Origin of the sequence: Sediminicola sp. YIK13, assembly GCF_001430825.1 — a bacterium.
Lineage (GTDB): Bacteria > Bacteroidota > Bacteroidia > Flavobacteriales > Flavobacteriaceae > Sediminicola.
Genome location: NZ_CP010535.1, coordinates 3,090,061 through 3,115,993, shown reverse-complemented (window position 1 = coordinate 3,115,993; position 25,933 = coordinate 3,090,061). Strand labels below are relative to the sequence as shown.

The 25,933-nt window shown below is 40.9% G+C and carries 24 protein-coding genes; 10 read left to right on the top strand and 14 right to left on the bottom strand.

Going from position 1 to position 25,933, the window contains the following annotated elements; genetic code table 11:
* Positions 1–25: 25 nt before the first annotated feature.
* Entirely contained in the window at positions 26–2,398 is a 2,373-nt protein-coding gene (locus SB49_RS13930; protein ID WP_062057700.1) for a GAF domain-containing protein, read from the bottom strand.
* Positions 2,399–2,510: 112 nt separating this feature from the next.
* Between SB49_RS13930 and SB49_RS13925 the strand changes: the two genes are divergently transcribed.
* The gene (locus tag SB49_RS13925; RefSeq protein WP_062057697.1) at positions 2,511–3,416 is read left to right on the top strand and encodes a metallophosphoesterase family protein; all 906 of its coding nucleotides are present in this window, start codon (positions 2,511–2,513) and stop codon (positions 3,414–3,416) included.
* Between the two features lie 87 nt (positions 3,417–3,503).
* Positions 3,504–4,388 (top strand): cation diffusion facilitator family transporter, encoded by an 885-nt coding sequence (locus SB49_RS13920; protein WP_062057694.1) that lies wholly within the window; start codon positions 3,504–3,506, stop codon positions 4,386–4,388.
* Between the two features lie 38 nt (positions 4,389–4,426).
* Here SB49_RS13920 and SB49_RS13915 read toward each other — a convergent pair whose 3' ends face one another.
* The 3 genes from SB49_RS13915 to SB49_RS13905 all read right to left on the bottom strand — a co-directional run bounded on the left by SB49_RS13915 (position 4,427) and on the right by SB49_RS13905 (position 6,625).
* Entirely contained in the window at positions 4,427–4,837 is a 411-nt protein-coding gene (locus SB49_RS13915) for a hypothetical protein (RefSeq protein ID WP_062057691.1), read from the bottom strand.
* Between the two features lie 115 nt (positions 4,838–4,952).
* Positions 4,953–5,684: an energy transducer TonB gene (locus SB49_RS13910; RefSeq protein WP_062057687.1), complete on the bottom strand. Its 732-nt coding sequence runs from the start codon at positions 5,682–5,684 to the stop codon at positions 4,953–4,955.
* Positions 5,685–5,863: 179 nt separating this feature from the next.
* The gene (locus SB49_RS13905; RefSeq protein ID WP_062057684.1) at positions 5,864–6,625 is read right to left on the bottom strand and encodes a slipin family protein; all 762 of its coding nucleotides are present in this window, start codon (positions 6,623–6,625) and stop codon (positions 5,864–5,866) included.
* 492 nt (positions 6,626–7,117) lie between these two features.
* Between SB49_RS13905 and SB49_RS13900 the strand changes: the two genes are divergently transcribed.
* Both SB49_RS13900 and SB49_RS13895 read left to right on the top strand, forming a co-directional pair.
* Positions 7,118–7,762 carry a hypothetical protein gene (locus SB49_RS13900; protein ID WP_062057681.1) on the top strand — a complete coding sequence of 215 codons (645 nt, stop codon included), beginning with the start codon at positions 7,118–7,120 and terminating at the stop codon, positions 7,760–7,762.
* Between the two features lie 30 nt (positions 7,763–7,792).
* Positions 7,793–8,503, top strand: a complete 711-nt coding sequence (locus SB49_RS13895; RefSeq protein WP_082591122.1) for an SGNH/GDSL hydrolase family protein — start codon at positions 7,793–7,795, stop codon at positions 8,501–8,503.
* Between the two features lie 19 nt (positions 8,504–8,522).
* Here the strand turns inward: SB49_RS13895 and SB49_RS13890 are convergent, their stop codons facing one another.
* Positions 8,523–10,697, bottom strand: coding sequence for an acylase (locus tag SB49_RS13890; protein ID WP_062057678.1), 2,175 nt, complete (start codon positions 10,695–10,697; stop codon positions 8,523–8,525).
* Positions 10,698–10,925: 228 nt separating this feature from the next.
* Between SB49_RS13890 and SB49_RS13885 the strand changes: the two genes are divergently transcribed.
* The gene (locus SB49_RS13885; protein WP_062057674.1) at positions 10,926–12,662 is read left to right on the top strand and encodes an ABC transporter ATP-binding protein; all 1,737 of its coding nucleotides are present in this window, start codon (positions 10,926–10,928) and stop codon (positions 12,660–12,662) included.
* 71 nt (positions 12,663–12,733) lie between these two features.
* Here SB49_RS13885 and SB49_RS13880 read toward each other — a convergent pair whose 3' ends face one another.
* The 9 genes from SB49_RS13880 to SB49_RS13840 all read right to left on the bottom strand — a co-directional run bounded on the left by SB49_RS13880 (position 12,734) and on the right by SB49_RS13840 (position 19,365).
* Complete coding sequence (locus SB49_RS13880; protein ID WP_062057671.1) at positions 12,734–13,063, bottom strand: 2Fe-2S iron-sulfur cluster-binding protein; 330 nt, start codon at positions 13,061–13,063, stop codon at positions 12,734–12,736.
* Positions 13,064–13,167: 104 nt separating this feature from the next.
* A complete protein-coding gene (locus SB49_RS13875; protein ID WP_062057668.1) occupies positions 13,168–14,223 on the bottom strand; it encodes an NAD(P)/FAD-dependent oxidoreductase in 1,056 nt (351 codons plus the stop codon).
* Between the two features lie 64 nt (positions 14,224–14,287).
* On the bottom strand, positions 14,288–14,530 hold the full coding sequence (locus SB49_RS13870) for a NifU family protein (protein WP_062057665.1): 243 nt from the start codon (positions 14,528–14,530) through the stop codon (positions 14,288–14,290).
* Positions 14,531–14,532: 2 nt separating this feature from the next.
* The gene (locus SB49_RS13865; RefSeq protein ID WP_062057662.1) at positions 14,533–15,672 is read right to left on the bottom strand and encodes an Mrp/NBP35 family ATP-binding protein; all 1,140 of its coding nucleotides are present in this window, start codon (positions 15,670–15,672) and stop codon (positions 14,533–14,535) included.
* Positions 15,673–15,830: 158 nt separating this feature from the next.
* Positions 15,831–16,178: an MGMT family protein gene (locus SB49_RS13860; protein WP_062057659.1), complete on the bottom strand. Its 348-nt coding sequence runs from the start codon at positions 16,176–16,178 to the stop codon at positions 15,831–15,833.
* 1 nt (position 16,179) lies between these two features.
* The gene (locus SB49_RS13855; protein WP_062057656.1) at positions 16,180–16,809 is read right to left on the bottom strand and encodes a LysE family transporter; all 630 of its coding nucleotides are present in this window, start codon (positions 16,807–16,809) and stop codon (positions 16,180–16,182) included.
* Between the two features lie 3 nt (positions 16,810–16,812).
* Positions 16,813–17,484 carry a tRNA (guanosine(46)-N7)-methyltransferase TrmB gene (trmB, locus tag SB49_RS13850; RefSeq protein WP_062057653.1) on the bottom strand — a complete coding sequence of 224 codons (672 nt, stop codon included), beginning with the start codon at positions 17,482–17,484 and terminating at the stop codon, positions 16,813–16,815.
* A 139-nt stretch (positions 17,485–17,623) separates the two neighbouring features.
* On the bottom strand, positions 17,624–18,679 hold the full coding sequence (locus SB49_RS13845) for a sensor histidine kinase (RefSeq protein WP_062057650.1): 1,056 nt from the start codon (positions 18,677–18,679) through the stop codon (positions 17,624–17,626).
* On the bottom strand, positions 18,679–19,365 hold the full coding sequence (locus tag SB49_RS13840; protein WP_062057647.1) for a response regulator transcription factor: 687 nt from the start codon (positions 19,363–19,365) through the stop codon (positions 18,679–18,681). The genes SB49_RS13845 and SB49_RS13840 overlap by 1 nt, the downstream gene beginning before the upstream one ends.
* 181 nt (positions 19,366–19,546) lie before the next feature.
* On the opposite strand from SB49_RS13840, the gene SB49_RS13835 reads away from it, so the two are divergent.
* From SB49_RS13835 to SB49_RS13815, 5 genes are all read left to right on the top strand, one after another.
* Entirely contained in the window at positions 19,547–22,414 is a 2,868-nt protein-coding gene (locus SB49_RS13835) for a TonB-dependent receptor (RefSeq protein WP_062057644.1), read from the top strand.
* A gap of 38 nt (positions 22,415–22,452) precedes the next feature.
* A complete protein-coding gene (locus SB49_RS13830; protein WP_062057641.1) occupies positions 22,453–23,679 on the top strand; it encodes a hypothetical protein in 1,227 nt (408 codons plus the stop codon).
* Positions 23,680–23,820: 141 nt separating this feature from the next.
* On the top strand, positions 23,821–24,129 hold the full coding sequence (locus SB49_RS13825) for a T9SS type A sorting domain-containing protein (RefSeq protein ID WP_062057638.1): 309 nt from the start codon (positions 23,821–23,823) through the stop codon (positions 24,127–24,129).
* 180 nt (positions 24,130–24,309) lie between these two features.
* Positions 24,310–24,633 carry a T9SS type A sorting domain-containing protein gene (locus tag SB49_RS13820; protein WP_062057633.1) on the top strand — a complete coding sequence of 108 codons (324 nt, stop codon included), beginning with the start codon at positions 24,310–24,312 and terminating at the stop codon, positions 24,631–24,633.
* A gap of 100 nt (positions 24,634–24,733) precedes the next feature.
* On the top strand, positions 24,734–25,711 hold the full coding sequence (locus SB49_RS13815) for a LuxE/PaaK family acyltransferase (protein ID WP_062059252.1): 978 nt from the start codon (positions 24,734–24,736) through the stop codon (positions 25,709–25,711).
* The last annotated feature ends 222 nt before the right edge of the window (positions 25,712–25,933 follow it).

Below are 25,933 nucleotides of genomic sequence, written 5' to 3'. Positions count from 1 at the left end.
TTTTTTTACTTTAAGATAAAAAGCCTTAGGACTCTACCTCATGTATGAGATCATCGAAGGTATAGGTACGTTCAGATTCCTTGCCTTTGGCATAGAGGAATTCTACCCGTATTGCCTTTAAACCTGAGACCCCTTGCAGGCCCTCCAATTCTACAATCTCTATGTTATTGGTGAAGTACCCTTTGGACTTTAAAAATTTAATATATCTGAGGTATTCCAATTCATCCTTCTTTTGGGAATAGACGATACTGAGCTTCCCCTTTTGGGTCAGGCGTTCATCGGTTCCTTTGATATAGGATTTGTCTATTCTCTTCTTTATTACCTCATATCTGGCATTGTACGTCCCATCCACATCAAAGCGTTTTTCATCCATTCTAAATCGGATGGACAAAGAGGTGTTGTACACCAAGATCATGGAAGCAACATCCAACTGTAACGGTAATTTTGGCTTTAGGTTGTAATAACTGTTTTCCATTTCGCACATGACCTGCAATTGCCACAAGCGAAGATTATTGAGGTATATGGGATCAAAATCCATATCCCCTACAATAGAATCACCTATGTACATATTGTGCTCCACACCATCTGTCTTGTAACGTTCAAAAAAATGGGGAAACATTTTTTGAGCTTCTTCCTGTTTCTTATCTATAACGGCCGCCAACTTTTTATTGATCAGCATAACACTCTCGTCATAATTCCTGCGGTGGTCGTAGTAGGAATGGGTAGCCCCATCTATATGTGCCTCATAGGCCATGATGGACTTATAAAGTTCCTTATCCTTCTTTTTAAGATGGTTAAATACGGGATTGATCTCATGAACTACAAAGTCAAATATCACTTGCTCACTAGTGGTATCGAGTACTTCTTTTATTTCATTGATATGGTTGTCTACCCTAAATATGAGTTCTTCATAGATCGGAAGCTTTTTACTTTCCCAAGCTACAGCCAAAATTTCATTGATCTCGGACAATTGAATGAGCAGGTCACGTTGTATAGCTGAATTCCTTGCTTGTGACGAGTCCTTTATATCTATCTGACCATATAAGGGATATACATCCTTAAACGCTATTTCCCTAAATACGGGTTGCAGGCCTTGAACATCATCTGCAATGAATCGCTTGGCCTCTTCTTTAAAACGCCAATAAACGGAAGAGTGAACAGAAGTGCATTCGTGCTGAATCACAACATCCACCAAATTGGCCTCTTCTATTTTTGATCGCAATACCGAAGAAACAATATAGGGCATCACGTCTGTTAACTTCGTGGCATTTACACTGTTTAGGGCATTTCGGTTTTCCGAAACAAGCTCCAATACACCCAATAAATTTCCATTATCGGCAATTGGGGCCAAGATGGCACTTTTCACACCCTGTTCTTTCAAGGCGCTATACAGTCTGTTTTTCTTTGAAAGCTCATAATACTTTTCCACGTCTGCAATGGAGAAAAAAGTATTATGACTAATTAATTTTTCAAAAGATGCTTGGCACAGTGCCTCCTCACATCTTTCCATTTCCTCTCCATTGAGGATATAGCTTTCTATATGGAGCCCAAAAACCTTTTCGAACTGATTCTTTTTTGAATTATAGTTGACAAACCCTACCCTTATATCTGGGATATTGAAAAGGGATTTGAAGGTGTTCTGTAAGTTTTGTACAAAATTCTCCGTCCCTCTTTTATTTGAGGCAATTAAGCTCGATTTGATCTCGGAAATGGATTGTTCGGCCGTTACATCGAACATGTTGGAGATTACAAATCCCTTTGAAAGGAAGCTATTGGGTGGTATTTTTTCCTTCCACAACTCCAGATCATCAAAACGCTCCAACAACTCGTCTACATCATCTTGCGTCAGATCCTTCGCTAATTCGGTAGGTATGATCTCAACAAAATCCGCATTGTATAAGATGCGGTAATTTCGCATAACGCCGTTAGCATCAGGGATATCATAAAAAAGGGGCCTTTTAAAATCCAAATGAAATCCATAATGAAAATTCAAGATGACCGTACAGCTCAAAATATAATTTAACTTCTCCGGGTTGTCCCGTATTTCCAGGTTAAAGTCGTCCCCAGCATCCTTTATTATTTTCTTGAATCGTGGGGAGGAATTAAAGATTACATTTTGAAAGGGCAAGGAGGCGGTTTTGATCTCATTGGAACCCAACATCACAGGGAAAGTGTCCTGTAGGATATACTTGATCACATCCTTGCGCTTCTCCAAAATAGATACATCCGAAAAACCCTCTCTTAATTCTGGAAATGGTGCCGCAGCCTCTAATATAAGTTTGGCCTTTGTGGCGAGAAGTTTATCTTCACTATTGGCCATAGCTTCATAGTGTTTCAATAATGTATTGAAACTTATGAGCTGCACCAAAGGCGTGTCTCCTCTTTTTACCTTTTCCATTTTATATTTGTCTAATAATAACCTCCAAAATTACAAAATAAAGCCCAAATATTTCTGAACCTAAATTCCTTCTGATCCATCACTTTTTTGGATATTTATATAAATTTAATAAATGTCTTCCAAATTACGCTTAACAAGAGCCTATGCCAATGCCAAGGTGGTTTCCTTTGATGACACCTCTAAATTTATACTTTTCAGTGACTGTCACAGGGGCGATAATAGTTTTGCAGACGACTTTTCCAATAATAGAAACATCTACTACCACGCCTTAAAAACATATTTCAACAGGGGATTTCAATATTGTGAACTGGGAGATGGGGACGAACTTTGGGAGCATTTGTCCTTTGAACCTATCTTTGAGGCCCATAAAAATATTTATAAATTACTAAGGGATTTTCATCTGGAAAAGCGCCTGCATATGATCTGGGGAAACCACGATATGGTCTATAAGGATCCGAATTATGTAAAGGAACATCTCTCCAGTTATTTTGAGCCAATTGACAATTGCAATAAGGAACTATTTGAGGGAATCGCCTATCATGAGGCTGTGGTCCTAAAACACAGGGAGACAGGACAGGAACTTTTTTTAACCCATGGCCATCAGGCCGATTGGTGGAACTATACTTTTTGGCGTTGGGGCAGATTTTTGGTGCGGGTCCTTTGGAAGCCCCTACAGGTATGGGGCATCGCCGACCCTACCAGTCCCGCCAAAAATTACAAGGAATTGATCAAAGTGGAAAGAAGGATAAAAAAATGGATTCTCGATAATGATGAGCTGTTGACCATATCTGGGCATACCCACCGCCCCCGATTCCCTTCTCCAGGGGAAATTCCTTTTTTCAATGATGGGAGTTGTGTGCACCCAAGAAGCATTACAGGCCTCGAAATAGAAAATGGTGCCATCTCCCTGATAAAATGGCAAATAGCCACCAAAACAGATGGCACGCTCCAGATTGTAAGGGTCTTATTGGAAGGGCCACAAAAGTTATTGGCCTTCAAAAAAGCAAAAAATCAATAAATTTTAATAACAACATATATACCTAGGGAAGTGATGGCCGGCGCTAATTTTCCATAAGTTTACAGTTCCTAAAATGCGATTCGTAACGTGAGTAATTTTACCAACAAAGAAAAGGCCATTAGAACTACCTATCTCAGTATTTTTGGGAATCTGTCGTTGGCTATTGCGAAAGGTGTCACTGGTGTTTTTGGAAATTCATATGCCCTAATTGCCGATGCGATTGAGTCTACAACAGATGTATTTTCCTCCATCCTAGTGCTTTTTGGGTTAAAATATGCCACCAAACCAGCAGATAAAAACCATCCATACGGACATGGTAAGGCAGAGCCCCTACTCACCTTTGTAGTAGTTGGCTTTTTAGTGGTTTCCGCCACCGTCATCGCCTATGAAAGTATACAGCATATCCTCACCCCGCATAAGGTACCTGAAAAATTCACGCTCCTGGTATTGGGGATTATCGTGGTCATTAAGGAGATCTTCTATCGGTTTGTCTCAAAAAAGGGCAAGGAGACAAAAAGTGGCGCTTTACAGGCCGATGCCTGGCATCACCGAAGCGATGCCATCACTTCATTAATGGCCTTTATCGGGATTTCCATAGCCATTTATATGGGAAAGGGCTATGAGACCGCGGATGACTGGGCAGCCCTTCTAGGTTCTGGCTTTATCATGTACAACGCTTTTAAGATCTTTAGACCGGCCCTGGGAGAAATAATGGACGAACATATGTACGATGATTTTATTTCCGACATCAGGGCAACCTCCAAAAAAGTGGAGGGGGTCATTGGCACGGAAAAATGTTTTGTACGTAAGGCCGGATTAACCTTTCACGTGGATCTGCATCTTATTGTAAAAGGGGATATCAGTGTGCGGGAAGGACATGATATTGCACATAGATTAAAAAGTGTACTGCAGGTTGAATTTCCAGAAATATCTGATGTCCTAATCCATGTGGAACCTGCCCATCTGCAGTAAAACCGAGGTTGGTAATCCTAAAATAATGAAGGCCTTTACTAGTGCATGGGACATACCATAGTGGAATCGTGCATCATCATGCCCTTCATGTGTGGGTTGTTGCCCATTTTGCGCCACATCATCCTACATTGGGCCGAATCCTTTTCCATCATGGCCATCATATGCTCCATCATCATACCAGCCTTGGTGGAGTCTTTGCTTATTTCTCCCATCATTTCCTTCATATGCATCATGTCGCGCTTTTCGCCTATGAGGTGTTTTACCTCCTCATCGGCGATCATTTTATCCATAAACTGACTTATCATTTTGTCATCATTGATAATGGTCTCCATAATTTTCACCCTATTATCCTCACTTTGGAGGACTTCAACGACATTCACCTTCTCCTTGCCACAACTTAGTACAAGTAGAACACCACCTAACAGTAAGATCCTTTGATAGATTCCCATGACTTCCTTTTTGGTTTATAATCAAATAACCCCATAAAAGTACTCTTGTCCCGCCTATCCCAAAATGACCAAGGTCATGTTGAAGCTTGACTCGTATTTTGGGTTAAGCCTAAGATCAACCATCTTCCAACCTAAAGGTGATGGGCATATTATATGGCACTTTAACCGCTCTTCCTCTTTGTTTCCCTGGAGTCATTGGGGGTAGTGAAGAAATGATGCGATGAGCTTCCTTTTCCAGATAAGCATGGGGACCCCTAGTTGCAATATTGGTTATGTTGCCTTTGGTATCAATGACAAATTGCACGTATACCCTACCTTGAATTCCCAATTCTATGGCCGCTTCCGGGTATGTGAAGTTCCTTCGGACGTGTTCCATGACTTTGGCCTGAAAACATTCCTTTTGTTCCTCATTGCTAATCTTTTTGTCACATCCGGGAAATACCGGAACATTTTCGATTATGGCAAAAGGAACTTCCAGGATTTCCTCCTCCTCCACCACTTCAATTTCTTCAACTTTTATAATCGGTTTTTCTATTATGGCTTCCTGACTGGATTCCGTGCTTTGGATGACCGTTTCTTCTATTTCCACAACATCCTCTACCACCTGAATGATTGCCGGTGCAGCTGGAGGAGGTGGAGGCGGCGGCAATTTAAAGGCTTCAACAATGGGCACATCCTCCTTGGGTGCTTCCAATATTTCTACAATTCTCCGCTCCTGAACGTCTTTTTTATAGGTCTTAAATTCTAAAGCTCTCCACGTTAAAAAGAGCACCAAAGCAAGCCCAATTACAAAATAGAGCCCACTGTTGCGATTTAAGTCCGCCTTTGGATATTTTTTGAGTTTCATGACATTCCGTTTTTAATGTGTTCGCAGAATAATCAAAAACCGCCTGTATTAGTTATGATACTTACGGTGAGGGCCTTTGAAGAAGAGCCTTTTTTTTCTTATGGAAGTGAGCCCTAATACATTCAAATTTCCCAGTTCTAACTGGTTTTCAAAAAATGGTCGGTGGCTATTTATAAACTTTATTCCTTTGGCTCGGTCTTACTTCGTTTTCTTGCTTTTCTTGGTAAAACCTCCTCGGGAAATGGAAAGAGAATGGTAGAATTCTTTTCCGCTGCTATATGTGATAATGTCTGGTACAAGCGTAATTTAATGGCCGAGGGGGATTGGTCTATCAATTTCCCCGCTTCTAGTAATTTTCTCGCCGCTTGTTCTTCGGCCAATGCCAAGATGACCCTTGCCCTTCTGGACCGTTCTGCCTCAGCCTGATTGGCCATCATCCTCTTCATATTTTCGGGTAATTGGATATCCTTTATTTTAACGTCGATAATCTCTATGCCCCACTCTTTTGTTTCCAATTCTACGATGGACTTTATATTCTTGCCCATTTCTTCGCGCTTGGATAAAATGGTATCCAACTCTACCTTCCCGCACACATCCCTTAGTGCAGCCTGCGCTAATTGGGTGATTGCAAATTTATATTCTTCAACTTCCAATACGGCCTTTTCCGGATCTATGATCTTAAAGAAGACAACGCCGTCTATACTACAGGGCACATTGTCCTCGGTCATCACTTCCTGTGATACCACATTAAAAGTAATTACCCTGATGTCCACCATTTGTATGGTCTCCACAAAAGGTACAATCCATCTAAAACCAGGTTGTAGCGTTTTGACGTATTTACCGAACCTGAATTTTAATGCCCTCTTATATTCAAAGACAACACGAATTCCGGCAAGTAAAAACAATCCAAGAATCAACGTAAACAGAATAGGTGGACTCATACTTTTTCATTTAGAGATCCAATGCCCATAAACCCTTTATGGATCTTAAAAAATTAGTTGAAATCTGACCAGATTCAATTTCAACAAAGTTTCATCAAAAAATGGTCAAGATATTTTAACCGCTCTCTATTCAATTTACGAAAATTATCGCCAAATACAATGCCTAACAAGGGTAATTAACGCAGTATTTAACACACCCCGCTCCACGCTGCGATACTTATTCTATACTGACTTGCAGTTGTTTAACAGAATAAATGCCAACATTAAACGTTTGCCAAACCTGACCAATTCTTTGTTCCTGATTTGGGTTGTGTAAAATTTAGATTTTATTCTATATTCTTGATCTGTTTATTTTAAAGTGAAAAAAACCTGGGTATTTATACCTCTTTATGACAAATCAGTAGGTTGTGATATCGAATTTAACAGCAATTTAAACACGCATGGCAGGGTATTTGCTATTTTTACCACAATATTGATATATTAAGGATCACTATGAAATTCAGTTTTGTTTTTGCTTTTTTATTGCTTTTTTCTCTCCATAGTTTTGGACAGCTGGATGGCACCATAAAATCAATAAAGATTGAAAATAGCGACAAGAACCTGGATATTAAACCCAGCAACCAAGGCACGGCCCTAAAATTCCCTTCCGTTCTGGACAAAAAGCCAGATTACAATCTGAAGGACTCCTTAATGGCACGAAATGTAAAGATGCTTCCCGACACCGAGCTGAAACAGGCAGGGTATGACCTTAAGATTGATCCCAAGGTTAGGGAAAAAGAAAGCACCGCCTCCAAGGCCCACTATGGCGACATGTATCTGGGTGATGTAAAAACCACTTCAAAATTTGTTGGTATCGTCTGTAGGGACCACGAATTTGTAGACGGGGATAGGGTAAAAATAATAGCCAATGACCAAGTAGTAGAACCCAATCTCTTTTTAACGGCCTCCTTTAAAGGAATTAATTTGGATCTGAACAAGGGGTTTAACCGTTTGGATTTTGAAGCCTTGAACCAGGGATCCTCGGGACCCAATACTGCACAGGTAGACGTATATGACGATAAAGGAAAGCTCATCTATTCCAACAGATGGAATTTATCCACAGGCTCAAAGGCCAGTTTGATCATAGTAAAAGATTAAAAAATCCCAGGTAAGAAATTGATTATTTACATGCGTACGCCGTTGTTTTTGGCCATTTGTTTTATCCTCATGAGTTGTTCTTCTGGGAAAAACACCTTTTCCGATAGCAACAATCCCAAACCTTCTATAGAATCCAAACCTGCCTTTCACTACTTGGCCCTGGGGGACAGTTATACGGTTGGGGAAAGTGTGCCCAATGATCAAAGTTTTCCCGCCCAACTAAAGGATAGCCTACAAACATCCTTGAATACAAGCATAGCATTGGAAATAATAGCCGTTACCGGTTGGCGCACGGACAATCTGCAGAATGCCTTAGAGTCCGGCACTAAAAGAGCATCATATGACCTTGTTACTTTATTGATAGGGGTGAACAATCAATTTCAGAACAGACCTTTTGATCAATACGAAAAGGAGTTTCCAGAACTGCTTGAGCGTGCCATTGTTTTGGCCAATGGAAGTCCCAAAAACGTTTTGGTCGTTTCCATTCCTGACTATGCCTTTACTCCCTTTGGGCAGAATAGGGACGTAGAAAAAATTTCCAATGAAATAGATGTCTATAACGAATTTGCCGCCACAGTTGCCAAGGATAATGGTGTACCCTTTGTCTATATTACCGACATCACCAGAAAAGGCCTTGAAGATCCTTCCCTGGTGGCCAATGACGTCCTGCATCCATCCAAAAAGGCCTATAATGAATTTGCCAAACGGATCTACCCTTTAGTTTTTCCGCTGTTCAAATAGCCGGACCGTGAAATACGACTTATTTTTCCCCAGGATGATAGGTTTTTTTTGCTCGTTTTAAAACGTCCTCTTTATAAAATGGCACGTCTTTGAACTCCATATCTGCATAGCGTTGTGCCTGATCATTAAAATGTGGAGATTTGGGATCCCCGCTCTGACCTCCTGCAAGCATGCTTTTGGCCTTTACTTTTTCCCCAAATTCAACCACCGCAACAAAGCTGTTCCCCCTGGTTCCATAAATCTTTTTTGTGTTGTTTGCATAACGGGCGCCATAGGCGGCCAATGCCCCCCAGCGTCCAGAAGCAAACCCGATAGCAATACTGGGAAGGCTATCGTTAAAAGGTTGGCGGATATCTCCATTTAATCGCTGGTACCTGTTTATTTCACCCCATGGTGTATTCCATGTTCCAAAATCTTCGTCCATTTGCTCAACCACTTCAAGAAACACTTCCAAACGTTCGGCATACGGAGATTGCGTGCCCAGATAGTTCATCAATTCCATATCGCTCAACCCTTCCGGACTGTCGCCCATCCTTCCATAAAGGGTTCCGTAATAATGGGCCAAGGACATCCCGACCGCTTCTTTGGAGGTCCTAAGATCCCAATTCCTCAAAACCTCTATGGGTCCCTTTAATTTTGGGTTTTTAGGACTGGTTTTATCATAGGCATCCACCAGCCCGGGAATCAATTTTTCAAAGGCCGGCAAATACGGGTCATGCGCCAATTTTATGAGACTATCCAAAGTATACCCCTTTCTATTTTTCAACAATTCAATGGCATGGACCCCTCTGAAATTTTCCTGGTCTTTGGACATATAATTGGGATAATCCTTCTTCTTCGGACTGTACTCCAATGCCGACGTGTATGGGGTAGAATTGCAATTCTGGATCCAACCATTGGCAGGATTTAGCACCAAAATATTCTCGTCTACCGTATGCAAACCCTGCCAATCCGTTTTAGGATTACTACCATCTACAGGCTTGGAATAATCAAATATGGTGTCCCTTTTAGGTACAAAATTACCATGGAAGTACGCAATATTGCCCTCTGCATCTGCATAAACGGTGTTGTTGGAGGAATTGGTGCGAATGTCCATCATTTCCCTAAAGCCCTTATATCCGTCTTTCTTGGTGCGGACATAAGATTGCTCCAAGGCTTTGACCGGATTCCACATCATGGCCGAAGCCACCCATTGGTTTTCCGCCATATGGGTAATAGGACCGTGGTGGGTGCGATAGGCTGGAAAAGATTTTTCCTTTAACGAATCCCCAACTTTATATTTCAAAACGACATTAGAGGTTTCCACCGCACGCAATTCCTCCCCATACCTATACATCAATTTTCCATCCATTTCCATGACATTTTCCTTGAATTCGTCCATGATATCGGTATAAGTGGAAGTATGCATCCAACCCGTTCTCTCGTTGAACCCTTGGTAAACAAAAAACTGACCCCATGTTACAGCACCATAGGCATTGAGGCCTTCTTCACTGACAACGTGGACTTCCCCCCTAAAATAAAAAGAGGTATGGGGGTTGATTAGTAACATAGCATTGCCAGACTGGGTCAATTTCCCCGAAATGGCAATACCATTGGATCCTTGTGGCTCCAGTTCGGCCTCTTTTTTTTCGGCCTCCAATTCACTAAACTCAGGTACGGACATGTCCCCTTCATAAAAGGCCTGAATCTTCTCTGTGGAGATCTGTTCTATATCCCCACCAATGGATCCCTCACTAAAATACATCGGCATCCATGGTTCAAAATGTGTCAATAGCCTAGGTTTAACCTCGGGGTGGGTATACAGGTAATAATTGACGCCGTCGGCGAAAGCGTCACACAACTTTTTCAACCATTCAGGACTTTTTTCATAGTTGGCCTTTGCCTCTTCCTCGGTCATAAAAAGTTTTGCCCTCAGGTCACTATATAATGCTTCCTCCCCTTCTACTTCTGCCAACCTACCGGTGGCCCATATGTAATTTTGTTCTACCCTATAAAAATCGTCCTCACATTGGGCATACAAAAGCCCAAATACAGCTTCGGCATCGGTCTTTCCATAAATATGGGGCACTCCAAAATCATCGCGAATAATGGTGGTATTGTCGGCATAGGTCTGCCAACGTTCCTCTTCGGTTTGGGTCGTATTGGTATTGCAGGCCACAAGGGCCATTAAAATACAGATGTAGAATAGTTTCATGGGTAGTAATATTAATTATTTCAATTTTATTTGAAAATGGTATGGTCCTGAATTAGTAACGGTATGGACGTTTAACTTAATCGCATGAAAATAATCGACCTACCATTGAAATACTAATTTAAACTTAAAAATTTTGTGTCCAGAATCACTTCCCCCTCTGTTCCCTTAATTTTAGGTAAATTGCAGGCTTAAAATTCGACTATCCCTAATAAAATTTCATTCTATAAAATGTCCGATAAAAAAGTTAATATCCTCACTGCCTTTAAAACAATAATCTGGCCTAGACGCAATATTGTATTTGTTGGCCTTCTACTTATTGTAATCAGTAAGGCTGCCAGTTTTGTGGCCCCGATGTCCCTTAAATATTTAATGGACGACATTATTCCCAACAAAAACATGGAGCTGTTGAAGATCCTGGTCCTAGCCGTCGGATTTTCAATTTTAGTACAGGCCGTGACCTCCTTTATGCTTACGAAAATATTGAGCGTTCAGGCTCAGTACCTCATCTCAGAACTAAGGGCCCAGGTTCAGCGAAAAGTATTGTCCCTCCCTATCCGATTTTTCGACAATGCAAAATCAGGAGCCTTGGTCTCCCGTATCATGAGCGATGTGGAAGGGGTTCGGAACCTTATAGGCACAGGATTGGTCCAACTGGTAGGTGGCACTATAACGGCCGTAGTATCTTTGGTGCTTTTGATACGTATCAGTCCGTCCATGACCGTTTTTACCTTGGTACCCTTGGCCATCTTTGCCTTGATAGCCTTAAAGGCATTTAAGGTAATCCGCCCGATTTTTAGAAATCGCGGAAAAATCAATGCCGAGGTAACAGGAAGGCTAACAGAAACATTGGGAGGCATAAGGGTTATCAAAGGATTCAATGCAGAGGCACAAGAACACAAGGTTTTTGAAGATGGGGTGGAGCGACTGTTTCAGAACGTAAAAAAGAGCCTTACCGCAACTGCCTTTATGACCAGTTCCTCCACCTTTCTCCTAGGCTTGGCAACTACAGGGATCATGGGGATTGGCGGATATAAAATTATGATGGATGAACTGACGGTTGGGGAGTTTTTGACCTTTACCTTTTTATTGGGATTGATGGTGGCCCCCATCGTACAAATGAGCAATATTGGAAGTCAATTAACAGAAGCCTTGGCAGGTCTTGACCGTACAGAGGAACTGATGAACATGACTGAAGAAATGAACGAGGAGGACCGGACAACTATTTTGGAGAACGTAAAAGGCGATATCGCCTTTAATGACGTATCCTTTGCCTATGAAGAAGACAAGGAAGTATTGCACAATATTAGTTTTGAGGTTAAGTCAGGCTCCGTACTCGCCCTTGTGGGAAGCTCAGGTAGCGGAAAATCTACGATAGCCGGTTTGGCAGCCTCCTTTTTAAATCCACAATCGGGAAGTATTACAGTTGATGGGATTGATTTGGCCACCGCTAATTTGGGAAGCTATAGGCAACACCTAGGCGTGGTACTGCAAGATGAATTTCTTTTTGAGGGAACCATTAGGGAGAATATCCTTTTTCCAAGACCTAATGCCTCCGAAGAAGAATTGCTGGCAGCCGTAAATTCTGCCTATGTAAATGAATTTACAGACCGTTTTGAGAAAGGATTGGACACCCTGATCGGGGAACGTGGGGTTAAACTATCAGGTGGACAACGCCAGCGTATTGCCATTGCAAGGGCTATCTTGGCAAACCCAAGGGTCTTGATCCTAGATGAAGCCACCTCCAATTTGGATACCGAAAGTGAAGCCTTGATTCAAAAGAGTTTGGCAGCCCTGACGGAAGGGCGTACAACTTTCGTGATCGCCCATAGATTGAGCACCATCAGGAAAGCTAATCAGATTTTGGTGATTGAAAATGGTCGTATTGCCGAGCAAGGGACCCATGACGAACTGATTGCCAAAGAAGGTAGATACTACAATCTCTTTACCTATCAGGCGAGAATATAAAAAATTAAAAGACCTGCTTTTTAGTAAGCAGGTCTTTTGGTTTATGTAGTAATAAATGGAAGAAAAATAATTTAACTCTCCGGAGCCAACTCCACTTCCAAGCCGTTTAAATCGTCGGTCATATGGATCTGACACCCCAAACGGCTATTGTCCTTTACGTAAAAAGCTTCGGACAACATGGCATCTTCATCATCCGACATTTCGGGAAGCTCATGACCAGAATTCACATAGCACTGACATGAGGCACACATGGCCATTCCGCCGCAAATCCCTATGGTACCCTCAGGTGCCAATTCATAGGACCGAACAATTTCCATAAGGTTCATGTTCATATCTGTTGGGGCATCCACTTCGTGCAGTACGCCTTCCCTATCCTTGATTTTTATTTTAATCTCGCTCATGCGTCGTTGGTTCAACAATTCAAATTCTTGGCAAATTTAATAGGTTTCTTTAAGGTTATAATGCTAACCTCAACCCTTTTAACAACTTTGATGATTTTGTGATATTACTCGATAGATTTGACTACAGATTTTTCAGCTTCTTTTTTGGTTCCATCAAAGCCCGTAACACCACCAACGGTAGTGTACTTCATCACATAGCGTTTCTCCGGAAATATCCTTTGATAAGCACTCTGGCACATTAAAGTGGCCTCATGGAATCCGCAAAGGATGAGCTTTAGCTTCCCGGGATAGGTATTCACATCCCCAATGGCATAGATGCCTGGAATATTGGTTTGGTAGTCCAACGTATTGTCCACCTTAATAGCATTCTTTTCTATTTCCAGTCCCCAGTCTCCTATGGGTCCTAATTTTGGCGATAGTCCAAATAATGGAATATAATCATCTACGCTCAAGACAAACTCTTCCCCTCCAGTTTTCTGGATGACAACAGCTTCCAAGGTGTCTTTTCCTTGCAGCCCAACTATTTCCGCAGGGGTTATCAAATTGATCTTTCCCTGATTTTTAAGGTGCCTTACCTTTTCAACGGAATCCAGTGCTCCCCTGAACTCATTTCTTCTGTGTACCAAGGTGACCTCCGATGCTACGTCGGCAAGGAAAATACTCCAATCCAAGGCAGAATCTCCCCCTCCGGCAATGACCACCTTTTTATTGCGGTACACCTCGGGGTCTTTGATCATATAGGCCACTCCGTTATCCTCATATTTGGAAAGATTTTCCAATAAGGGCTTTCTCGGTTCAAAACTTCCCAATCCTCCTGCAATAGCAACGATTGGTGCTTGATGCTTGGTACCTTTATTGGTGGTTACAACAAAAGAACCATCGGATTGCTTTTCAATGGTCTGTGCGCGTTCCGCCAATGTAAATCCTGGTTGAAAAGGCTTGATCTGTTCCATAAGATTGGAAACTAGATCTCCTGCCAAAACTTCGGGAAACCCAGGAATATCATAAATGGGTTTTTTGGGATAAATTTCAGAGCATTGTCCTCCTGCCTGAGGCAAAGCATCTATCAAGTGGCATTTTAACTGAAGTAATCCTGCTTCAAAAACGGCAAAAAGACCCGTAGGTCCCGCACCGATTATTAGTATGTCTGTTTTGATCATGTATTCGTATTCTTAATAGGTAATTCTAGGATTGGGCTCACTGGCGATGTTTTACATCCATCAGTTATTGAACCACATTCACTACTTCCTCAATTTGCGGTGCGTACTTTTTAATGGTCATTTCCACCCCGCTTTTTAGGGTCATTTGATTCACACTGCACCCCACGCAGGCACCTTCCAATTTTACTTTTACAGAAGTGTCATTATCTATAGAGATCAGGGAGATATCTCCTCCATCGCTTTGTAAAAAAGGACGTATTTCTTCCAGTGCTTTCTCTACGTTGATCTTAATTTCTTCTGACGTCATAGCTATTTCTTTTTTACGGCCGAACAACCTGCCATTGTAGTTATTTTGATTGCTTCTGTTGGTGGTATGCTCTTGTTTCTGCCAACCACTTCCCTAACAACATTCTTCGTTAATTCCTCAAAAGCCTCCTCTATTGGGGTTGCGGTTTGCAATGCTGCCGGCCTCCCAATATCTCCAGCCTCCCTGATGCTCTGTACCAATGGAATTTCTCCCAAAAAGGGCACATCCAAATCTTCTGCCAAATGTTTGGCACCTTCTTTCCCAAATATATAGTATTTGTTATTTGGCAATTCTTCTGGGGTGAAGTAGGCCATGTTTTCCACGATTCCCAAAACGGGTACATTGATGGCTTCCTGCTGGAACATGGCAACCCCTTTACGGGCATCTGACAAAGCAACTTCCTGAGGTGTGCTTACCACGACCGCTCCCGTTACCGGAAGGGATTGCATAATGCTCAGATGGATATCACCGGTCCCCGGAGGAAGATCTAACAACATAAAGTCCAACTCTCCCCAATGGGCGTCAAAAATCATTTGGTTCAGTGCCTTTGCAGCCATTGGTCCCCTCCAAATCACTGCTTGATTGGGCTGGGTGAAAAACCCAATGGATAATATTTTTACCCCATAACTTTCTACGGGCTTCATTTTGGATTTCCCGTCAATATTTACGGCCAAAGGTTTTTCATTGACAACATCGAACATGATAGGAGCCGAAGGCCCATAAATATCGGCGTCCAGCAGACCTACCTTAAAGCCCATCTTGGCCAGGGTCACCGCCAAATTAGCTGTTACGGTAGATTTTCCTACGCCGCCCTTTCCCGAAGCAACGGCAATAATATTTTGTATTCCTGGGATGGCCTTGCCCTTAATCTCATTGACTTTGGGTTTTGCCGGAGCATCTACCTTAATATTGATCTTGATCTTGGCCTTTTCATAGACCTTGGCGTGAATGATCTTCAGAATTTCCACCTCTGTTTTCTTACGTGCCTGAAGGGTTGGATTGCTGATGGTAATGTCTACCTCTACTTCATCGCCAAATACCATGACATTGGTCACTGCACCACTTTCCACCATGTTCTTACCCTCTCCAGGGACTGTGATCTCTTCAAGAGCCGCAAGTATATCTTTCTTATTAAATTTCATTATAACGATTTGCTTTTCAGCATTAATTAAATTGATTCTAAATTACAAAGATACGGTATAGGCTTGAGATTAAGAAAGGGCAACAACTTAAAAGTCATATGGGGCAATAATGTTTATCTATTAAAAAACGAAGCTCTTGCAAGGGCATGAAAAACAAGTTACTGATAGTATTCCCCTAGCTCCTTACTTGGGTCCCAAAAACGCTTTTCAAAATCTATGATTTGAAGCTCATGGACCTTTATGCCCTCATTTTCCAATAATTGCTGCATGAGATTGGTGCCATCAAAGTGGTGTTTTCCCGTTAACAGTCCTTTTCTATTGACTACCCTATGAGCAGGAATGTCTTCCATGTCATGTGATGCGTTCATGGCCCACCCTACCATCCGTGCACTTCTGGCCGCACCCAGATATTTGGCAATGGCCCCATAGGAAGTTACTCTCCCATAAGGGATCAAACGGGCAACTTCATAGACTTTTTGAAAGAAGTTCTGGTTCTCTGTAACCATATCAATTGTATAAAATCCGGATAATGGTTATTACAAACAATATCAACATCAAGGCACTCAAAATATAATTGGAATTCTTTGAAAACCCACTGGATGTGGCATCCAACTTGTAAAAATATACGGTATAAAGGTACAGGACGGCAAAAGTCCCTGATCCTGCCGCAAATATAAAGATGAAAATGTCCTGGGCTTGGAATTTGATCCATCCAGAAGCATTCCACATCGCATTTACGCCGCTATAATATGGGATTGTCAGTAAATTTAAGGCTGCCAATAATACCCCTTTGAAAAAGCTGTTCTTTTTACTGACCTTGACGACTTTAACGATCTTTTTCTTGTTCTTTTTGGCTACCACAAAAAAGTAAATAGCAAAAAAAGCAAATACCACGAGGGCAATTTGAAGCAATATATCTATTACCTGGGGATTGTTATGGAGGAATTTAGAAATGTACACGGCAACACATGCCTGTACCATGATCATGGAAGAGACCCCTAGGCTGAAAATTATTCCGTTCAGCTTCCCTTTTTCTACACTGGTCTTGGCAGCATTCATATTGAGGAGTCCCGGCGGCACAGTGGCCATAAAGGCCGCAGAAAAGGTGGCAAAAAAAAGAATTATAAGGTGTGTCATAGGTTACGAAACCCTAAACTTGGTATAGGTGATTGGTTTTCCTTTGCCAAGATACTGTTTTTCGTAAAAAGTCTGTATTTCCAACACCTCTTTTGGACTTCCCTCATTTTTATAGACATCGTGATTGGCATAAACCACCTCCAATCCCAAGCCGTGCAATAAGCCAAGGGTATATCCGTGCATAAATTCGCTATCGGTCTTTAGGTTTACAACCCCGTCTTCTTTAAGAATAACCTTGTACTTTTCTAAAAATGTCTGATTGGTCAAGCGGTGTTTGGTGCGCTTGTATTTAATTTGCGGATCTGGGAAGGTGATCCAAATTTCAGATACCTCATTTTTTCCAAAAATCTGGTCGATCAACTCAATTTGGGTTCTAACAAAGGCTACATTGTCCAACCCTTCCTGAATAGCAGTCTTGGCACCCCTCCAAAAACGGGCCCCTTTAATGTCGACTCCTATATAGTTTTTTTCAGGATCTTGTTTTGCCAGACCAATGGTATACTCTCCCTTGCCGCAGCCCAATTCCAAAATAATTGGGTTGTCGTTGCCAAAAAATGAGGCCCATTTGCCCTTAAGCTCAAAAGTGCCATCCTCAATTTCTTCCCTACTGGGTTGAACCACATTTTTAAATGATTCGTTCTCCTTAAATCGCTTTAGCTTGTTTTTACTTCCCACGGAAACTAAATTATAATGATTTGGCAAAGCTAAGGAAATCTTGCAATGTTTTGGATTGCGTTCTTTGGCAAATATAGAATTGACTAAATGTACTTTGGTCGCCTCTATAACCTCTAGCCTGGAACAACCAAGTACTTATCTATACTACTTTGTTTTTAGCCTTTTCTAGGGTGAATGAAAACTCAGAACCAACACCTAGTACACTCTCAACATAAATTTTTTCATCATGTGCCTCAATAATGTGCTTTACGATAGAAAGGCCCAAGCCTGATCCGCCCTCTGCCCTGCTTCCGCTTTTATCTACCCTGTAGAAGCGTTCGAATAGTCGAGGAATATGTTGCTTTTCTATTCCTTCACCATTATCGGTTACCCTAACAATGACTTTATTCTTTATCAAGTTTTCAACACTCACCTCCGTGGTTCCATTATTATGCCCGTATTTAATAGAGTTGACAATAAGATTTGTGACCACTTGCTGTATTCTTTCCCTATCTGCACGAACTATGATCGGATGAATATACTCCATATCAAAAGCCAATGTAATATTTTTTTTGAGCGCCTTCATTTCCAATAAATCAAACACATTTTGAATGAGTTCAATGATGTCAAAATCGGACAATTCCAAATGAAGGTCCCCCACCTCCAGTTTGGTGATCATATCCAAGTCTTTTACGATGTAGATGAGTCGTTCTACCCCTTTATTGGCCCTTTGCAAATATTTTTTCCGCACATTTTTGTCTTTCATGGCACCATCCAACAAGGTAAGTATATACCCTTGGACTGTAAACAATGGCGTCTTTAATTCATGGGATACATTTCCCAAAAAATCCTTGCGATATTCCTCTCGGATCTTTAAGGTATCAATCTCTACTTTTTTATCCTTGGCAAATTTTTCTATTTCTTGGGTTAAGGTCGCCATATCTGTAGTGATTGTCCTAGATGTCAGGGACGAAGATTCCAACAGAGAAATATCGTCGTATATTCTTTTGGCCCTCTTATAAATGAATTTTTCTACCCTCAACTGAATGACAAAAAAGGATATTAAGAAGGATAGGAAGGTAAAAATACTGAGTAAGGACCAATCTATGGTGTCCTTTATTCGCATAAAAACACCCATAAAAAGAGTTAGGACACCTGTGATTAACAAGGCCGATCGAAAGGCAAATTTATATGATTTTCTTAGCGTTATGGCCATTATAGAACAAACTTATACCCCACGCCTTTTACGGTCTTAAAATGCTCTTCTCCAATTTTTTCGCGTAATTTCCTAATATGCACGTCTATGGTTCTACCTCCAACGACCACCTCGTTGCCCCATACCTTATCCAGAATTACCTCTCTCTTAAACACCTTACTGGGCTTGGAGGCCAATAGCGCCAACAACTCAAATTCCTTTCTTGGCAAGATAATCTCTACGCCCTTATTGACAATTTTATACTCTTCTCTGTTAATGACAATAGAACCAACCCGGGTGATATCTTCCGAATCCTCTGCTTCATCTTTAAGTCTGCGCAACAAAGCCTTTACCTTGCTCACCAATACTTTGGGTTTAATAGGCTTGGTGATATAATCGTCGGCACCTGCATCAAAACCGGCAACTTGTGAATAATCTTCCCCTCTTGCCGTCAAAAAGGTAATAATGGCATTTTCAAGACCCTGGGTATTCCGAATAATCCCGCAGGCCTCTATCCCGTCCATTTCCGGCATCATTACGTCCATTATGATTAAATGTGGTTTCTTTTTTTTAGCCTTGGCCACTGCATCTACACCATTACTGGCCGTAAAAACTTCATATCCCTCCGCGGATAAATTGTACCCGACAATCTCTAGTATGTCCGGTTCGTCATCCACCAAAAGTATCCTGATCTCGTTGTTGTTCATGAAGGAAGTGCTTGATTAATTAGCTCAAAAGTAAAGATAATACTATTACATCATATCGGCTTAACGTTGATTTAATATGATAACATTTAGGTAACACAAAGAAAACAAACCTTTAACCCGAGGGTAACCCCAAGATTACAGTAGGTAGGTTTCTTTGCGTCAACTTATAGAAATGAATATAATGAGATTGCTATTATTGAGTATTTGTTTGGTTTTTGCATTACATACCAAGGCGCAGGAAAGCACGGGAGGGATTGTTGGCAAAGTGATCGACAAAGAATTAAATGACGAGCCCTTGCCATTTGCAAACGTATTGATCAAGAATTCCACAAAAGGAACAACTTCAGATTTTGACGGGCTATATGAAATTAACAACATAACCCCAGGAACATATACGCTGGCCTTTAGCTATTTGGGCTATGAGACTGTGGAAGTACCTGACGTTATAATCGCGCCTGGTAAAATCACTTCCTTAAATATCCCAATGCGCGCCAATCAAGGGGTAACCTTGGATGAAGTAGTTGTTACTGTTTCTGCCAAAAAAGATACGGAAACAGCATTATTACTCGACCAAAAAAAGGCTGTGGAAATGAAAACGTCCATTGGTGCCCAGGAATTGGCAAGAAAAGGTGTCTCTGATGCTGCTGGGGCAGTCGCGCAGATTTCCGGGATATCCAAACAAGAGGGGTCCAACAATGTTTATGTACGAGGGCTTGGTGATAGATATTTGAGCACTACCATGAATGGCCTGTCCTTACCCTCTAACAATATCAATAACAAAAATATAGATCTTAACCTGTTTTCCTCAGATATCATTGAAAGCGTAGGGGTAAGCAAGGCATATTCCAGTAAATTTTATGCCGACTTTTCCGCTGGAAATGTAGATATTTCCTCCAAAGAATACACTGGAACAGGTTTTTTTGATGCCTCAGTGAGCACAGGGGTAAATTCAAGGGCAGCAGGAGAAGATTTCGTTAAAAATGAGGGAACAGGCTATTTTGGATTTTATAACCGGTATGACCATAATCCTTTTGCGGTCATTCTTTCCCATGGTGTAGATCCTGTAGAGAACAACAAAATAGCACCGGTAAATACGGGTATTGCCCTGTCTTTTGGTAAATCTTATCGTTTGTTCGGTGAAGACTCGGAATCTTTGTTGAGCTTCTTCGGACATGTTTCCTTTGATTCCAAATACAGATATTTGGAAGGGAGTCAGGCGAATTATGGTACCAACTTGGATGTGTTGTTCCCTTCTGTTGAGCGCTATACCCAATCTACAACCTCTACTGCTCTTGCCAATGTTACTTTCAAAATCAACAATAACAACAAACTAAAATTTAATTCTCTTGCCATAAACAGTTCTGGCGATGAGGTGGGCTACTATGGAACTAACGGGGAAGGTTTTAGTCAGGATCTAAACTCCGATGTGGGGTATTTTCAATTGAATTCCCAATTCAACCAAGACCTAATCTTTGTAAATCAACTTACAGGTGAACACACCTTCGATGAAAAGTTAAATTTACAGTACGGTGTGGGCTACAATAGGGTATTTGCATACGAACCAGACCGTAAAAGGATAACGTTGAACAATTATGATCTATTGTTCGACAATGATCCCGCCACTTCTCCTGATTTTGGACAACAGAACAATTTTAACAACCAGAGATATTTTCAAAATATTGAGGATGAAGAGTTTAATAGCAGAATAAATATCTCATACCAGGTTTCTCCGGTCACCAAACTTAATTTTGGCTATAATGGAAGAACAAAAGAAAGGTCTTTTGACAACCAACGGTATGGTTACAAGAACATTAGTAATAGTTTTAATATAACAGATGTCAATGATCTGAATACCATCTTTAACCTGGATAATTTTGTCCTTGGTCTAGGAAACGAAGGTGAAGGGTATCAAACTCATGTTTTTAGACCGTTGGATCCTGAAAATACGGGATTGACACAAACAAGTGCACCGGGAGAATTGGAAAACACCTACACGGGTAAATTGGATGTTTACGCCGGATATGTTTCTGCCGAATTCAATTTAAACGACAAATGGCTTTTAATTCCCGGAGTAAGGATTGAATCGTTCAACCAGAGAATTGCATATGATGTAATCAACCTAAGGCCAGATTTAAACCCTGGTTCCAATGAAGTAAATGAATCTATTTACCTACCAAACCTAAACATCAAATATACGGTAAATGAGGACCAGAACATTAGATTGTCAGGAAGTCAAACCGTTTCCTTTCCGGAATTTAAGGAAATGGCCCCGTTCGTGTATGAAGGTGTAACACAGAGAATTGGTGGTAATCCTGATGTTTTGGGAAGACAGAACATCGCTACTATCAACTACAACAATGTGGAAGATGTTTCATATTCAAATATCTTGAATCTTGACCTAAAATATGAATGGTTCTTTAGTAGAAACGAAATCCTTTCCATTGGTGGTTTTGCCAAACAAATACAAGACCCTATTAACTTGGTAGTGGCAAATGATGCTACAGGAACACAACGTTATTTTAGAACAGGTAAAAAGGCTGATGTCTTTGGAGCAGAACTAGAGTTGCGGAAAAATATCCTCTTGAACGATGAGCAACAACCAGAGCTAACATTCGGGTTAAATGTTTCCTACATACACACAAAACAAGATTTGTACAGTGAAATCAGTGGCTCATACAGTACCACCTTCAATAGGGATAGTGATGAATTACAAGGTTCTTCTCCATTAATTGCCAATGCTGATCTCAACTGGAGTCCAACATTTGGAAATTATAGCCCGGTGATCAACTTAGTAGGTAATTACTTTTCTGACCGAATATTTGCATTGGGATCTGGACAGCTTGGAAATATCATTGAAAAAGGTATCCCAACATTGGACCTGGTGTGGAAAAACACTTTTGGGGATCATTTGGAGGTAAACCTAAACGCCAAAAATATTTTGGATCCCACTTTTGAAATAAATAGAGAGATCACCAATGGTCAAAATATCATTCTCCAAGACTTTAAGCGCGGTGTGGATTTGGGGCTTTCTATAAAATATTCCTTTTAAACCATTAAAATTAAGACTAAAAATTAAAATCGAACGAAATGAAAACTAAGTTATTTTTAAGTATTGCCGTTTTTTCTGCACTTCTAAATTCATGTGCGGAAGATGACACCTCAGATATCATCATCAACACCACCATTAACAATACAACAGGTGGAGAAACTCCCAATACCAGTGAAACTATCTTACTTGATGGAAGTTATACCAGCGATCTGACCCTTGATAGCGCAAACACCTATGTGCTTAACGGGCCTATGATCATGGAATCTGGCACTATTCTCACCATTCCGGCTGGGATGACCATTAGGGCATCTGCCACAGGCTCCGATGTTTATCTAGCGATTGCCCAAGGAGCACAGATCATTGCCAATGGCACACAAAATGCCCCTATCATTTTCACCTCTGCCTCCGAAAATCCAAAAGCGGGTGACTGGGGAGGACTTATCTTGTTGGGTAAGGCACCTGTAAACTCTGTTTCTGGAACAGCCACATCTACCTCCGAAATTGCAGGATTACCTTACGGCGGAACCAATGCCGCAGATAATTCTGGGTCTCTGAGATACGTGAGGGTTCAATATTCAGGTGGTTCTGCTGACGGGCAATCTGAAAACAATGGATTCTCTTTCTACGGTGTGGGCAACGGAACTGTCGTGGAATATGTTCAAATGTATGAAGGAAAAGACGATGGATTTGAGTTCTTCGGAGGAACTGTAAATGTAAGTTTCGTTTCTATATTAAATGCGCAAGATGATTCTCTGGATTGGACCGAAGGTTGGTCTGGAACCATCACTAATGTTTACATAGAGCACAACGGCGTGGCCTGGGACAAGGCAATCGAAGCCGATGGATATAATACCGATATAGGGAACAACTCCAATCCTTTAACTTGGTCTTCTCCTACAGTGACCAACATCACTATAAATGGAAAAGGGTCAGCTAATACCATACAAGATGGTACTACAGTAAGTTCCGGCAGCTACGAAGCGGTTAGATTAAGGGCTGGAACACAAGCAATCTTCAACAACATGGTGATCAACGGTTTTGGTGAAGCGTTTGATTTGGACGGTGATGCCAATGCCAATCCAACAGGAGCACAGGTATCCAACGGATTCCTGAAAGTGAACGATATTACCTTTAACGATGTGACCACTAAATTCAAGAATGATACAGGGGTTGCGTTTACAGAAAGTGATTTTATCACGGGGGATGGTAACGGTACAGGCACCAACTATTCTTCTTGGCGTACAGGTTGGACCGTAAGCAATTAAATCAAAAAAAATAACATATATTCTATAAAAACGCCCTTACAAAGGGCGTTTTGTGCATTTCATCGATTATATTTAATTTTCTCCCGATCGTTGTATTCTTCTGGACGGCAAAATTACTACCTTTATTCTATATCCAAATAAATGAAGCACCTTTACCTAATTCTTCTTTTTTTCATTTCTACAATGGCCTTCAGCCAGCAGAAAACCAGTGCCGGGGAAATTGAAGGTTTAAGTGTGTATCCTAATCCAGTGACCAACGGTAAGGTTTTTATAAAAACTAAGGACAATTCCCCTAAGAAAATCATGATTTTTGATGTTTTTGGAGGAAGTTTGTTGGAAACTACCATTTTAGGTTCAGAATTGAATCTGGGCAATTTGGATGCTGGGGTATATATGATCCGAATTTTTGAAAAAGACAAGGTAGCTACACGAAAATTAATCGTAAAATAAGCGAATAATTACTCTGTACTCTTTTTTTTTAGACGTTATTTACCTGCTTTTTAGCATCTTACAACCCTTCTCTCTGTTAAAAAATCCCTTTCACCTACAAAATTCGGTGTTTCACAACAAATAGTGTTCGAAAGAATTCTACTTACTTACATTTACAGTCAACATCCCAAATTGGCTTACATGAAAAGAATTTACCTCACCATTTTACTTACGTTTAGCTTTTTGCTTTCAGCACAAGAAATGGTTGATATTAAAACTCCCAAGAATGCCGAAATTACTGGATTTAAATTATATCCAAACCCGGCCTTTGATGATGTGGTCTATGTATCAACTAAAATGAACGATACCAAGGATATAGTGGTATACGATGTATTTGGGGCCGTGGTCCTAAAGGACAGGATAGCTACAAATTCATTAAATATATCCCGCTTGATCCCTGGCGTATATGTACTTCAAATCACAGAAAACAATCAAACGATGACCAGGAAATTGGTCGTAAAATAAACTACCCCATGTAACTTAATCAATGAAGCCCCTACAAAAGGGGCTTTTTTTATTTTACACCAACAAAGGTATCCTTACTTTTGTTCTTTTAACATTGACCATGGACTTCCAAAGCATCTTCGAATTAAAAAGTTCCGACGAATTTCAGGCAAAAGCACTGGAAGCTTTTAGCTACCAATACAAAAACAATGCGGTTTACCATAAGTTTTGTTCTCTATTGGGGAAAAACCAGAACAATGTAACCCATTTGAAAGATGTTCCCTTTTTGCCCATTGATTTTTTTAAATCCAAAAAAATAGTTTCCACTTCCAAAATCCCAAAAACCATATTTACAAGTAGCGGTACCACGGGCAGTATCACCAGCAAGCATTATGTTTTGGACACTAATATTTACGAGGACAGCTACCTCAATGCATTTAAGCTTTTTTATGGTGAAATCTCCAATTATTGTGTGTTGGCGCTCCTACCTTCCTATTTGGAGCGGAAAGGATCTTCCTTAATATATATGGTAGATGATCTTATCAAAAAAAGCAAACATCCCGAAAGCGGGTTTTATTTGAACGAGCTTGATCTACTCAAGAAAAAAATACAGGAGCTGGATGCTAAAGGCACCAAAATTTTGCTCATTGGTGTTTCCTTTGCCCTCTTGGATATGGTTGAAAAACATTCCCTTCAATTAAAGCATACCGTTGTAATGGAAACTGGCGGGATGAAAGGCAGAAGAAAGGAAATGATCCGGGAAGAACTTCACGCCATATTAAAAAAGGGATTTGGGGTAGAACATATACATTCGGAATATGGCATGACAGAGCTTTTATCCCAAGGGTACTCCAAGGGAGATGGTATTTTTAATGCCCCCCCATGGATGAAAATTCTTATCAGGGATCCCGAAGATCCCTTGACCTATCTGTCTCCTGGAAAAACGGGTGGGGTCAATGTCATCGATCTTGCCAACATACATTCCTGTGCCTTTATTGCCACCCAAGATCTAGGGAAGGCGTATCCCAACGGGAGTTTTGAAGTTTTGGGTCGTTTTGACAATTCGGACATTAGGGGATGCAATCTTATGGTGCTTTAACAAACTTATCCACCCCCAAAAATTTGCCATTTATAAACAATTGACTTCCAGATATATAAAAACCAGCATAATCCTCCGGTTCATTTAATAATTTTACCCCTTTCTAGCCTAAAATGAGGTTTCATCTTCGCTCCAAATCTAATCCATCAACGGGAACACCTAGGCTTTAACTTTATTTATTAAAACTACTTTATCCACTTATGATTTGGTTGTATTGTACAA